This window comes from Bacillus sp. sid0103, assembly GCF_019219025.1.
In genome coordinates this window covers 124,226-137,885 of sequence record NZ_JAHUWN010000007.1, presented here as the reverse complement: position 1 = coordinate 137,885, position 13,660 = coordinate 124,226, and the positions used below count along the sequence as shown (strand labels likewise).

Below are 13,660 nucleotides of genomic sequence, written 5' to 3'. Positions count from 1 at the left end.
GCGATGATAGAGTTCGAAAGGGGAGAAAATTGTGTGCAAAATCATTGGAAGGTATTGATTGCTGATGATGAACCGATTATTCGCGAAGGAATTCGTGAATCGGTCAATTGGCAAGAACTTCATATGAAGGTTGTCGCAGAAGCGGAGGATGGAGAAGAAGCATTCGAACTTGCCATCGAATATTCAGTAGACATATTGCTGGTAGATTTGAATATGCCAATTATGGATGGTTTGACCTTAATTAAACATGTACGAGAAAGTTTGCCAAATTGTAAAATTATTATTATTTCAGGTCATGACGAATTTACTTATGCCCAAGAAGCATTACGCTTAAATGTTAATGATTATATTCTCAAACCTGCAAATCCCGATCAATTGAAAAACGTCCTTCAGAGTATTAGAAGACAATTGGAGGAAAGAGAGCAGCAAAGTGAGTACTTAGCACTAGCGAAAGACCAAATCATAAAAAATATCCCTCTCTTACAGCAAAACTTTTGTCAGGAGTGGATGAAAGGGAATATGACAGAATCTGATATTATTAAACAACTAAAATTCTTACAGTTGCCGATACAAAGTCCGAATCAGATTGGTCTTATCCAGTGTCATGAAATTTATATCAATAAACCTTTATTGAATGAAAATAATGAACAATTATTTAATTTTACTGAAGATATCGTAGCTGAAGTACTTGAATCTTTCCAAAAAGTTGTTTTTCGTGACCCTTCAGGGTTTATCATAGTTTGTATTTGGGGATGTGAACAAGAAGATTTCGTATTATTGTTATCAAAGAAATTAATAAATTATATGAACACGACACCGAATATGCACTTTGAGAAAGTTACAGGAGAAACATTTGTGATTTCTGAAATTTATAGACATTGCGAAACAATGATTTATGAAAATTTAAAAATCTCACCAATCGTCCGGCGAGCGAGGTCCTATCTTAGCGAACATTTTTCAGAAACAGATTTAACATTGGAATCATTGGCACAGTATCTGCACGTATCCCCTGTTTATTTAAGCAGAATCATGAAAAAGGAATTAGGGACTTCTTTTGTTAGTATGATTACAAATATGCGAATCAGCAAGGCACTTCTGCTGCTAAATTCCACAGAACTTTCTATTCTTGAAATCGCTGAAAAAGTTGGTTATGACACGCAGCATTATTTTAGTACTGCTTTTAAAAAAGTAATGGGTCTATCTCCCAATCAGTATCGAAAAGGTGCCGGTTTTACAGTTTCGACTTCTAGTACAGAATTGTTGTAATATAGTTTATTTAGTTTAATTCAAATTTTAGGACAGTCCAAATGAAATAATTTGGACTGTCCTTTGTTCTATTCGGGCAATTATTGAAAGCGCTTAAAAGTAAGTTGAATTTTTATAAAAATAGTTGTTTTATTGAAAAGACGTAAAAATGACAGGGTGATATATTCATAGCAAGGAAAAAATTAAAACAAAGGGGCGATTCAGATGAAAAAGTTGTTGTCGGTATTCTTGTTAATAACAGTGTTATTTTCGTTGGCGGCATGTGGAAGTAAAAGTACAAGTGGAGATACTGGATTTGTAGGTATTGCAATGCCTACAAAGTCATCGGAAAGATGGGTAAGTGACGGCCAAAATATGAAAAAAGAATTTGAAAAGTTAGGTTATAAAGTGGACTTGCAATATGCAGAAGACGTAGTAGAGAATCAGGTATCTCAAATCGAGAATATGATTACGAAAGGTGTAAACGTTTTAGTAATTGCGTCAATTGACGGTGAAGCCTTAACAGATGTTCTAGACAAAGCAAACAAGCAAGGGATTAAAGTCATTGCGTATGATCGTTTAATTAAAAACAGTAAATATGTCAGCTACTATGCAACATTTGACAACTTTAAAGTAGGGGTTCAACAAGGCACTTACATTGAAGAAAAATTAGGTTTAAAAGCAGGAAAGGGCCCATTCAATATCGAGTTATTTGCAGGCTCACCAGATGATAATAATGCTTATTTCTTCTTTGATGGCGCAATGTCAGTATTAAAGCCGTACATTGAATCAGGGAAATTAGTCGTAAAAAGCGGTCAAAATTCATTTGATCAAGGTGCCACATTAAGATGGGACGGTGCAGTTGCACAAGCAAGGATGGATAATCTATTAAGTGCCCACTATACTACTGACAAGGTGGATGCCGTTTTATCACCTTATGATGGAATTAGTATCGGTATCATATCATCCTTAAAAGGTGTTGGATATGGATCAGCTGCTAAACCACTTCCTATTATTACTGGACAAGATGCTGAACTAGCTTCTATTAAATCAATAATAAAAGGTGAACAGACACAAACGGTGTTTAAAGATACTAGGGAATTGGCAAAAAAAGCCGTTTCTATGGCTGATGCAGTTTTAAAGGGCAAAAAAGCTGAAGTGAATGATTCCAAAACGTATGACAATGGAAAAAAAGTCGTTCCTTCCTATCTATTAGAACCAGTTTCTGTTGATAAAACTAACTATGAGTCTGTATTAGTTGACTCGGGATATTACAAAAAGGATGAACTGAGTAAATAATGAGTGATGGAAATGAGTTAGTGACTGTTGATTACCTGTCACTAACTCATTTTATCAAATTGTGAGGGTGTGGTGAAATATGTCAAAGATTATTTTAGAAATGAGGAATATTACAAAAGAGTTCCCAGGAGTCAAAGCTCTTCAAAATGTAAATTTAAAGATAAAAGAGGGTGAAATTCACGCTTTATGTGGAGAAAATGGGGCTGGGAAATCCACATTAATGAAGGTATTGAGCGGTGTCTACCCACATGGTTCGTATACTGGGGATATTCTGTTTAATGGAAACGTATGTAAATTCAAAGACATCAAACAAAGTGAAGAATTAGGGATTGTAATTATTCACCAAGAACTGGCATTGATTCCATACCTATCAATTGCAGAAAATATCTTCCTTGGTAACGAACAGGCGAAAAATGGAATTATCAATTGGAATGAAACTGTGATAAGAACGAGAGAACTACTAAAAAAAGTAGGGTTAAACGAATCACCAAATACAAAAACGGCAAACTTGGGCGTTGGAAAACAACAATTAACAGAAATAGCGAAGGCACTTTCTAAAAATGTAAAATTATTAATATTGGATGAACCTACTGCTGCTTTAAATGAACACGACAGTGAAAACCTATTAAATCTGTTATTAGAGTTAAAAAAACAAGGCATGTCGGCCATTATTATATCTCATAAATTGAATGAAATTTCCAAAGTGGCGGATTCCATCACAATTCTGCGTGACGGTCAAACCGTAGAAACACTAGATATGAAAATTGATAAAATTTCAGAAGATCGAATTATCAAGGGAATGGTTGGAAGAGAATTAACGAATCGCTATCCAAAAAGGGAAGCGCATATAGGAAATACTATTTTTGAAGTGAAAAACTGGAATGTCTTTCACCCATTGCATACGAATCAAAAATCGATTGATAATGTGAATTTTCATATTCGTAAAGGTGAGATTGTTGGTATAGCCGGCTTGATGGGCGCCGGAAGAACAGAGTTGGCAATGAGTATCTTTGGAAAATCGTACGGAAAGAAAATAACAGGACAAATATATAAGGATAATGAAGAAATCCATTTGAATAATGTTAGTCAGGCAATCGAACATGGAATCGCTTATGTTTCTGAAGATCGAAAGGGTAACGGGCTAATTTTAATGGATGATATTAAACAAAACATTACATTAGCCAGTCTTAATAAGATAACAAACAAATTTGTTATTAATAAGAATCAAGAAATTATTGAATCGGAACAATTCCGTGAAAAATTAAAAATCAAAACTCCTAGTATTCATCAGAAAACTGGAAATCTTAGTGGCGGAAATCAACAAAAAGTTGTATTAAGTAAATGGATTTTTTCAGAGCCTGACATTCTGATTTTAGATGAACCTACCCGCGGTATAGATGTAGGCGCAAAGTATGAAATATACACGATTATTAACCAGTTGGCTTCAGATGGAAAAGGGATTTTAGTCATTTCTTCAGAACTACCAGAAATTCTGGGGATTTGTGATCGAGTGTATGTAATGAATGAAGGCAGAATTTCAGGAGAAGTTTCAAAAGAAGAAGCAACTCAAGAACGTATTATGAAATATATGACCAAAAGTATGGTTTAGGGGGTAGGAAAACATGCAAACGTTAACACAAAAAACGGCCGAGAGCAGCAATGATACAAACCGTGGACAAAAAGTGAATCTGATATCGCAACTGTTCAAAAATAATTTAAGACAATACAGCATGATTTTGGCACTGGTTTCAATCATGATTCTTTTCCAGGTTCTAACGGATGGCATTTTGTTAAGACCGTTAAATATTACAAATTTAATCTTGCAAAATAGCTATATATTAGTGTTGGCAATAGGAATGATTTTAGTTATTATTACCGGCCATATTGACCTGTCAGTAGGTTCTATAGCTGCATTTGTCGGGGCGATATCTGCTATTTTAATGGTAAATCATGAAGTTCCAACATCAGTTGCAATTATTATTTCGTTATTAATTGGTGCGCTTATTGGCGCCTGGCAAGGATTTTGGGTGGCCTATGTTAAAATTCCTGCGTTTATTGTTACCCTAGCAGGTATGCTTTTGTTTAGAGGATTAACTATGGTAGTGTTAGAGGGCAAATCGATCGCCCCTTTTCCTGAAGCATTTCAAAAAATTAGCTCTGGTTTCATTCCAGATGTTTTTGGCGGAGCGAGCCTACATATTTTAACTCTTGTAATAGGTGCTCTGCTATCTGTAATTCTAATTTTCAATGAATTGAAAACTAGAAAAACTGAAATAAAATACAATTTCGATGTTTCACCTATAGGAATTTTCATTTTGAAGATTATTGCAATAATAGCGTTAATCAATGTATTTGTTTATGTTCTTGCTACTTACGAAGGAATTCCAAATATTTTGGTTATCTTGGCTTTATTAATCTTGGCATATCAATTTATTACAACAAAAACAATAGCAGGGCGTCACATTTATGCGATTGGTGGAAATGAAAAAGCAGCCCAGTTATCAGGGGTAAAAACAAAGCGTGTTACATTCTGGGTCTTTGTAAATATGGGAGTGTTATCTGCACTATCTGGGCTTCTGTTTGCTGCACGATTAAACGCTGCAACACCTAGAGCAGGAAATCTTTTTGAGCTTGATGCAATTGCAGCATGTTTTATTGGCGGGGCTTCAGCATATGGTGGAATCGGTACGGTGCCAGGGGCTATTATTGGCGGTCTGGTTATGGGTGTCATGAATAACGGAATGTCCATACTAGGATTAGGAATAGATTGGCAGCAAGGTATCAAAGGGCTTGTATTATTAGCTGCTGTAGCTTTTGATATTTATAATAAAAATAAATCTTCATAATTGAGTCTCTATTGAATAGACCTCAAAACCATTATATATCTGGTTTGGGGTCTATTTTTCTTTTAAAAAAATTTACATAGTGAATTATACTCTAGTTTTTATAACAGAATTAAAAAAGAAAGCGGAATATTATAAAAAAATGCATTTCATTGAAAATACATTACTAGGGAATCTTTCTATAATTAACATAGATTCAAATATTAAAGGGGGAAGTCAAATGAAAAAATTTAAAAAATTGTTTACTGCGTTAATTTCAACAGCAACTGCGATCTCATTATTGACTGGATGCGCTGCTGGAAACAACCAACAGGCAAGTAGTGGTTCAGGCGGTGGTAAAGATGGCAAGATTGTCGTTGGTTTTTCACAAGTAGGAGCTGAAAGCGAGTGGAGAACAGCTAATACAAAGTCAGTCAAAGAAAGTGCAGAAAAAGATCCACAAATTGAATTAAAGTTCTCAGATGCCCAGCAAAAGCAGGAAAACCAAATTAAAGCAATCCGTTCGTTTATTGCTCAGAAGGTGGATGTAATCGCTTTCTCTCCTGTTGTTCAAACAGGTTTTGATACAGTTCTTCAAGAAGCGAAAACTGCAGGTATTCCTGTCATATTAACTGACCGTGCTGTAGATGCCGATCCATCCCTTTATAAAACGATGATTGGATCAGATTTCGTTGAAGAAGGCAAGAAAGCGGCACAATGGATGCTGGACAATGTAAAAACGGATAAGCCGGTAAATATCGTTGAGCTTCAAGGAACGGTAGGTTCTGCACCAGCCATTGACCGAAAAGCTGGTTTTGAAGAAGTAATCAAAGATCATACGAATTATAAAATTATTAAATCTCAAACCGGTGACTTTACCCGTACTAAGGGCAAAGAAGTAATGGAAGCATTCTTAAAGTCTGATGGGAAAAATATCAATGTCGTATATGCTCACAATGACGATATGGCAATCGGTGCAATTCAAGCGATTGAAGAATATGGCTTAACTCCAGGGAAAGATATCAAAATCATTTCTGTTGATGGTGTAAAAGGTGCTTTTGAGGCGATGATGGCTGGTAAGTTAAATGCCTCTATTGAATGTAACCCATTATTAGGGGAACAGTTGATGCAAGCCATTAAAGATGTTAAAGCAGGTAAAGAATTACCAAAATGGATTAAGACAGAAGAAGGCATTTTTGATACAACTAATGCAGCAAAGGAATTCCCTAATCGACAATATTAAAAGCTAGTTTAGATATAGGAGCTCTCTTATTAGGGAACTCCTATATTACTAATAAAATAAACAAAAGGAGCATTAAAACAATGTTCATACAAGAGAAACCAATTCTATACATGGAAGGTATCATAAAATCCTTTCCTGGAGTGAAGGCTTTGTCTGACGTTAACTTTACTCTTCGTAAAGGAGAAGTCCATGCTCTCATGGGTGAAAACGGTGCAGGTAAATCGACGTTAATTAAAGTGCTAACCGGAGTCCACAATTTAGATGGAGGAACCATCCTTTTCAACGGAGAAAGTATTGAGCCGAAATCTCCGCTAGATGCCCAAAACATTGGGATCAGCACGGTTTACCAGGAAGTTAATTTATGCCCTAATTTGACAGTAGCAGAAAATATTTTTATTGGCAGACCACCGAAAAAAAGCGGCAGAATCGATTGGAAGTTAATGAATCAAAAATCACAAGAAATTCTGAAGCGAGTTAATCTGGATATTGATCCGACCAAATTACTCTCTTCATACTCTGTTGCCATTCAACAAATGATTGCGATTGCTCGCGCAGTCGATATTTCAGCTGGGGTATTAATCTTGGACGAACCGACCGCGAGCTTAGATGAAAACGAAGTAAAACAGTTGTTTAAGATCATGCGTAAGCTGCGTGATGAAGGAATGGGAATCATATTTGTTACACATTTCTTAGATCAAGTCTATGAAATAACGGATCGTATCACCGTCCTTCGGAACGGTAAACTCATTGGCGAATATAAAACAAGTGAATTATCAAGGATAGAATTAGTAACTAAAATGGTTGGTAGAGAAATCGATGAAAAAGAACACAGCAAACAAAACAAAAGCATAGTTTCTTCATTAAAGAAAAAGGAAGAACACTTCTTAAAAGCTGTCGGTCTAGGAAAGAAAGGCACGATAGAACCATTTGATCTGGAAATGAAAAAAGGGGAAGTACTTGGTCTTGCTGGTTTACTTGGTTCCGGCAGGTCAGAAACAGCTAGACTGATATTTGGAATCGATAAAGCGGACGATGGTGTCATTTATATAGATGAAACAAAGATTTCGGCCATGTATCCTAAAAAAGCTATACAAAAAGGGATGGGATTTTGTCCGGAGGATCGTAAAAAAGAAGGCATCATTGGAGAATTAACTATCAGAGAAAACATGATTCTAGCTCTTCAGGCTAAAAGAGGCATATTCAATTATATCTCTAGAAAAGAACAAGAGGAAATCGCTAATAAATATATTAAAATGCTGCGAATAGCTACCCCATCTATGGAACAACAAATCAGAAATCTAAGTGGAGGAAATCAACAAAAAGTGATTCTTGGCAGATGGCTGGCAACCAATCCGAAATTGCTTATATTAGATGAACCTACTCGTGGAATTGATGTAGGAACTCGGACCGAAATCCAAAAATTAATCCGAACACTTGCCAATGATGGCATGACAGTATTGCTTATTTCCTCTGAATTGGAAGAATTAGTAGCTTGTTGTGATCGGGTAATTGTTCTGCGTGACCGTACTCCGATTGGACAGCTTCGCGGAGAGAATATTTCAGAAAGTATTATTATGAAAACTATAGCAGGAGCTGGCGCAAATGTTTCTTAATCAATGGAATAAACTGAGGCATTCAAAGGTGTTTTGGCCTTTAATGGCCCTTTTAGCATTACTTATATTTAATTATTTTTATATACCAGGTTTTTTTACTATCGAAATTAAGAATGATCATTTATTTGGAACCCTAATTGACATATTAAATCGGGCGGCTCCGCTTATTATTGTATCTATTGGGATGACCTTAGTTATTGCCACAGCTGGTGTAGATATCTCGGTTGGAGCTGTTGTGGCGATCTCAGGTGCCATGGCAGCATACCTGATTGGCGGAACTCTTGTTGTTAACAATGGAGTTCAAGAGTATGTAAGTGATACGCCTATGGCCCTAGCCATCCTAGCCGCCCTTGGTGCTTCCGTCCTTTGCGGAATGTGGAATGGCGCACTGGTATCTAAAATAGGTGTTCAGCCAATGGTAGCCACCCTTATCCTTATGACAGTTGGACGGGGTATTGCGCAGCTGTTCAGTGAAGGACAAATTATCACTGTCTACTATAAACCGTTTAGCTTTTTTGGTGGTGGATACTTTTTAGGAATACCGTTTGCTATTTTTGTTGCCGCGGTAGTGGGGTTACTAGTTTACTTGCTTATGAGAAAAACCGCCATGGGATTGTTTTTAGAGTCGGTAGGCGGAAATATGGAATCCAGCCGTTTTACAGGTATTAATTCGAAGAAAATTATCTTCTGGGCTTATGTGATCTGTGGTTTGTGCGCTGGTATCGCAGGAATCTTGATTAGTTCGAATGTGAAGAGTGCAGATGGAAATAACGCTGGATTATGGATGGAGTTAGATGCAATATTAGCTGTCGTCATTGGCGGTACTTCCATGAACGGTGGAAGGTTTTACCTATCAGGTACCATTATCGGTGCTCTTTTCCTTCAAATGTTAAAAACGACTATTTATTCTACTGGAGTTCCTCCAGAAAGTATACTCGTGGTGGAGGCAATTGTAGTCATTATCGTATCGCTTGTTCAATCGGAAAAATTCAGAAGCTTATTTATCTTAAAAATGGGCAGCAAGCGTAAGAAGGGAGTAATTCAATCTAATGAGAAACATGCTGCGAGTTAGTCAATTAAATATCACATTAATTTCGACCATCGTTCTATTTCTTTCCTTATTTAGTGTAGGTTCTTTTCGATATACTGGTTTTTTATCATTGCAAGTCTTTCTGAATCTATTTATCGACAATGCTTTTTTAATCATCATTGCTACAGGATTAGTATTTGTAATATTATCCGGTGGAATCGATTTGTCAGTAGGATCGGTGGTTGCGCTAACCACTATGGTGTCCGCAAGTATGCTTCAGAAAGGTGCAAACCCGATTTTTGTTATGGTTGTAGTTCTTTTAATGGGAATCATATTTGGATTTGCGCAAGGATACATCATTCAGCGTTTTCAATTACATCCATGGATTGTTACATTAGCAGGTTTGTTTTTGGCTAGAGGACTTTGTTATTTTATTAGCATCGAATCTATTACTATCACAGATCCATTGTTTACTAAGCTATCTCACTATAAAATTATGCTGGGTGGCCAATATTTTATTTCCATTAGTGTATTGATTAGTATAGTGTTTGTATTGGCAGCCATGTATGTAGCTAAATATACAGAGTTTGGCCGGACTGTTTACGCCATTGGTGGAAACGAACAATCGGCTATGCTTATGGGATTGCCTGTTGTAAGAACGAAAATTCTCATTTACGCTATCAGTGGATTTAGTTCTGCCCTCGGAGGATTGGTTTTCACCTTCTACATGTTGTCTGGATATGGGTTACACGCATTAGGTCTAGAAATGGATGCCATTGCAGCATGTGTAATAGGTGGAATTCTTTTAACCGGCGGGTATGGATATGTTGTTGGTCCAATGTTTGGCGTGCTGAGTATGGGAGTAATTCAAACCATTATCATGTTTGAAGGTACGCTCAGTTCATGGTGGACAAGAATTGTAATTGGAGTCTTATTGTTTGTTTTTATCGTACTTCAACGCATAATCGTCATTCAGAGTGAAAGAAACAAAACCATTATTAAAAGAAAAGAAAGAAAAGCACTCGCTACCTGAATCAACGAGGAGAGAGGGAAATCTGAAGTAATTTTACAATAATAAATCTATATTAATCAGGAGGGGAAACATGAAGAAAAGGAAAGGGCTTTCAACTTTTTTATTAACCTTAATGCTCTTTAATACTGTTTCAGGAATAGTTCCTAAATCAACATTTGCTGAGGAGCCACAAGAAGTAAACTTAATTCTTGATTATGATATGAACAATATTGAAGGTACAACAGTGAAAGATAGCACTGGGAATTTTGATGGAAAGCTGATTAATTCCCAAAACGCTGATCTTATTAAGGGGGCAGATGCAGGAGTTATAAGCTTTAAAGGCGGTTCTACAAGTTCATATATTGAAATGCCTAAAGGTGTCTTAAATAATTTGGATAGTATCACCGTTTCTTCTTTGGTGAATTGGAAAGGTGTTAATGAAGCCGAATGGTTATATGCGTTAGGTCAGGACAGTAACAAATATTTGTTTATGACGCCGAAGCGTAACTCGGGTGACCGCTCCTCAAGAGCAGGACTCGGGATAACAAGCTGGATGAATGAAGCAGGTGCAAATGCGACGACTGGTCCGTTAAAGTCGGGTGAATGGAAGTTGATAACTACTGTTATGTCAGGTGTAGATAAAACGATAAAGCTGTACATTGATGGGGTTGAAGTGGGGACTGGTTCTACGAACGGTTATACACTTGCACAAATCAACAATGTTAATGGAATAAGTGGTTTTATCGGGCGTTCCTTTTATTCTACTGACCCTTATTTTGGAGGCATGATCGCCGATTTTAAAGTGTTTAATGGAGCTTTGACAGCAACAGAAGTAAGCAAACTAAAAGAAGAAGCTGATAAAAAAATTACTGCCATGGATGGACTACTGCTAAATCACGCGGCTGAAAAATTAGATTACTCCATTTTTATCAATCAAAACCAAAACAAAGACGAAATTAATTCGGATTTATCATTCCCTAAAAATGGGGCATTTGGAACAACCATCACTTGGGAATCACAAAATCAAAACATTATTACAAATGATGGTAAAGTTAATAGACCTTCTTATGAAGTTGGTGACCAATCGGTAGGAATTATAGCTACTATATCGGAAGGTACAAAAACTTTGACAAAAGAATTTACCGTTACTGTATTAAAGAAACCTCAAGATTCAGTGACTGTTCGAACGGATGCAGAAGATTTGAAAGTTCATAACATTGATGATGTTCGCGGTAATCTAACTTTACCGAAAACGGGAGTTAATGGTTCTACGATCACATGGAAATCAAATGACCCATCCATTATTACACCAACTGGAGAAGTGAAACGTCCTGGAAATGGTGAAGGTGATAAAACGGTTAAATTGACAGCAACACTCACACTACACAAGGAGTCAATCACAAAAGCGTTTTTAGCTAAAGTGAAAGAAATGCCGAAAAAGGAAAACTATGAAGGATACGTCTTCAGTTATTTTACAGGAGAAGGTTATTCGAATGGTGAGCAAATTTATTTTGCCTTAAGTGAAGGAAACAATCCACTTAAATGGCAGGAGTTAAACAATGGGGCTCCAGCAATCACTTCGAATTTGGGTGAAAAAGGACTTAGAGATCCATTTATCATTCGTTCCCCTGAAGGTGATAAGTTCTATTTAATTTCCACAGATTTAAAGATTAATGGAGATTGGAATTGGGACAGATCCCAAAGGACAGGCAGCCGCTCTATAATGGTGTGGGAATCTACTGATTTAATTAATTGGTCAGAGCAAAGAATGGTAGAAGTATCTCCAAAAGAGGCTGGAAATACATGGGCTCCGGAAGTTACGTATGATGACACGACTGGTGAGTATATTGTGTACTGGGCATCCAAATTGTATGACAATGAAGCGCATAGCGGCTCTACTTATAACAAAATGATGTATAGCAAAACAAGAGATTTCTATACGTTTACTGAACCAAAAGTTTATATGGATTATGGATATTCAGTTATTGATACCACCATCATTAAGCATGACGGAAAAATCTATCGTTTTACAAAAGATGAAAGGAACAACACAACATCTTCTCCAAACGGTAAGTTTATTTTTGCAGAGGTTGGTGATTCGGTTCTGGATCCTACTTTCGATCTGATTAAAGAAGGTATCGGAAAAGGTTCAATCGGTGCTGGTGAGGGACCAACCATCTTTAAATCGAATACAGAAGAAAAGTGGTACATGTTTATAGATGAATTTGGCGGTAAAGGGTATGTGCCTTTTGAAACTACAAATTTACAGTCTGGTGAGTGGAAAATGTCTACAGACTATAAGTTACCTTCACGCCCTCGTCATGGTACAGTAATGCCAGTTACAAAACGGGAACACGAGGCTTTACTTGCAAATGTTCCCAAAGTTAAAAACGAAGATCCCATTCAAAAAGTATCAGGCGTTACGGTAGATAAGGAAAAATTGGAGCTAGTACAAGGACAAAAAGAACGGGTGTCTGCAATTGTAACACCTAATGAGGCAGTTAATAAAGAGGTCCTGTGGTCTAGCAATAATGAAGAAGTAGCTGCTGTAGATGAAAATGGGAATGTTACCGCATTTAAGGAAGGTATAGCAAAGATCACTGCAACGACAGTTGATGGAGGCTATATGGCCGTTAGTGAGGTTCATGTCAAGAAAGATATTACTCCTCCTGTGATTCAATTTATCGGTAATGATGGTACCTATCCAGTTGATGCTAAGATAGCGATTACCTGCAGTGCAGCTGATGATTTGTCAGGGCTTGCTTCCGTGAATTGTCCAAGCACTGAAGGATATGCTTATGACTTCGGGGTTGGTGTTCATAAACTCGTGGCTTCGGCTACTGACAAAGCCGGAAATACAGCGGTAGTTGAAACCGAATTTACGGTAACAGTCGATTTTGATAGTTTAAGCCGATTGACTCAATCTTTTGTAAGTAAGGATGGGGTGTCGCATTCACTTGTTGCAAAACTCCAGTCAGCAAAAGAAGCGGCCGCTAAAGGTAACAAACAGGCCGTAGACGGTAAACTAAAGGCGTATGTAAATGAACTGTCTGCCCAAATCGGGAATACAATTACTGAAAAACAGGCAAATATTTTGAATTCCTTGTCTGATAAGCTCTACTTAAAATAGCTTGAATATATAATTAGGTAGTAACCTAAAAATTTATTACTTTGATGCTCGGGGTTAAACATAGGTTGTTTAATCCTGAAGGCATCTTAACCATTTGTAAAGTCATTTAATATGCTTTTGTTCAAGACATAATGAAAGGAGAAAAAGGAGGTACGGCAGGTGTTAAATCTACCCAAAATAATTAAATACAAACCTGTAGTCAGGTTTTAACAATTAGTATGAAGTATTTTAGATTCTATGATCCCCATTAAGTAGACAGTGTAAAA

General features: G+C 36.8%; 9 protein-coding genes. All 9 read left to right on the top strand.

Annotated elements, in window-relative coordinates; translation table 11 throughout:
• Positions 1 to 33 precede the first annotated feature (33 nt).
• The 9 genes from KW850_RS10050 (at position 34) to KW850_RS10010 (ending at position 13,394) form a co-directional block, all read left to right on the top strand.
• Positions 34 to 1,266: a response regulator transcription factor gene (locus KW850_RS10050; RefSeq protein WP_308128775.1), complete on the top strand. Its 1,233-nt coding sequence runs from the start codon at positions 34 to 36 to the stop codon at positions 1,264 to 1,266.
• A 204-nt stretch (positions 1,267 to 1,470) separates the two neighbouring features.
• Positions 1,471 to 2,544, top strand: a complete 1,074-nt coding sequence (gene chvE / locus KW850_RS10045; protein ID WP_218347426.1) for a multiple monosaccharide ABC transporter substrate-binding protein — start codon at positions 1,471 to 1,473, stop codon at positions 2,542 to 2,544.
• A 79-nt stretch (positions 2,545 to 2,623) separates the two neighbouring features.
• A complete protein-coding gene (gene mmsA, locus KW850_RS10040) occupies positions 2,624 to 4,153 on the top strand; it encodes a multiple monosaccharide ABC transporter ATP-binding protein (protein ID WP_218347425.1) in 1,530 nt (509 codons plus the stop codon).
• Positions 4,154 to 4,166: 13 nt separating this feature from the next.
• Positions 4,167 to 5,390, top strand: coding sequence for a multiple monosaccharide ABC transporter permease (mmsB, locus tag KW850_RS10035; RefSeq protein WP_218347424.1), 1,224 nt, complete (start codon positions 4,167 to 4,169; stop codon positions 5,388 to 5,390).
• A gap of 217 nt (positions 5,391 to 5,607) precedes the next feature.
• Positions 5,608 to 6,609 (top strand): ABC transporter substrate-binding protein, encoded by a 1,002-nt coding sequence (locus KW850_RS10030; protein WP_218347423.1) that lies wholly within the window; start codon positions 5,608 to 5,610, stop codon positions 6,607 to 6,609.
• A 140-nt stretch (positions 6,610 to 6,749) separates the two neighbouring features.
• On the top strand, positions 6,750 to 8,222 hold the full coding sequence (locus KW850_RS10025) for a sugar ABC transporter ATP-binding protein (RefSeq protein ID WP_308128781.1): 1,473 nt from the start codon (positions 6,750 to 6,752) through the stop codon (positions 8,220 to 8,222).
• Positions 8,212 to 9,294, top strand: coding sequence for an ABC transporter permease (locus KW850_RS10020; protein ID WP_218347421.1), 1,083 nt, complete (start codon positions 8,212 to 8,214; stop codon positions 9,292 to 9,294). The genes KW850_RS10025 and KW850_RS10020 overlap by 11 nt, the downstream gene beginning before the upstream one ends.
• The gene (gene yjfF / locus KW850_RS10015) at positions 9,272 to 10,285 is read left to right on the top strand and encodes a galactofuranose ABC transporter, permease protein YjfF (RefSeq protein WP_256358180.1); all 1,014 of its coding nucleotides are present in this window, start codon (positions 9,272 to 9,274) and stop codon (positions 10,283 to 10,285) included. The genes KW850_RS10020 and yjfF overlap by 23 nt, the downstream gene beginning before the upstream one ends.
• A 70-nt stretch (positions 10,286 to 10,355) precedes the next feature.
• The gene (locus tag KW850_RS10010) at positions 10,356 to 13,394 is read left to right on the top strand and encodes an immunoglobulin-like domain-containing protein (protein WP_218347420.1); all 3,039 of its coding nucleotides are present in this window, start codon (positions 10,356 to 10,358) and stop codon (positions 13,392 to 13,394) included.
• Positions 13,395 to 13,660 lie beyond the last annotated feature (266 nt).

Excerpts from the sequence above, each read along its gene's own strand:
- chvE (WP_218347426.1), top strand. The coding sequence starts at position 1,471 with ATGAAAAAGTTGTTGTCGGTATTCTTGTTAATAACAGTGTTATTTTCG.
- mmsA (WP_218347425.1), top strand. The coding sequence starts at position 2,624 with ATGTCAAAGATTATTTTAGAAATGAGGAATATTACAAAAGAGTTCCCA.
- mmsB (WP_218347424.1), top strand. The coding sequence starts at position 4,167 with ATGCAAACGTTAACACAAAAAACGGCCGAGAGCAGCAATGATACAAAC.
- KW850_RS10030 (WP_218347423.1), top strand. The coding sequence starts at position 5,608 with ATGAAAAAATTTAAAAAATTGTTTACTGCGTTAATTTCAACAGCAACT.
- KW850_RS10020 (WP_218347421.1), top strand. The coding sequence starts at position 8,212 with ATGTTTCTTAATCAATGGAATAAACTGAGGCATTCAAAGGTGTTTTGG.
- yjfF (WP_256358180.1), top strand. The coding sequence starts at position 9,272 with ATGAGAAACATGCTGCGAGTTAGTCAATTAAATATCACATTAATTTCG.
- KW850_RS10010 (WP_218347420.1), top strand. The coding sequence starts at position 10,356 with ATGAAGAAAAGGAAAGGGCTTTCAACTTTTTTATTAACCTTAATGCTC.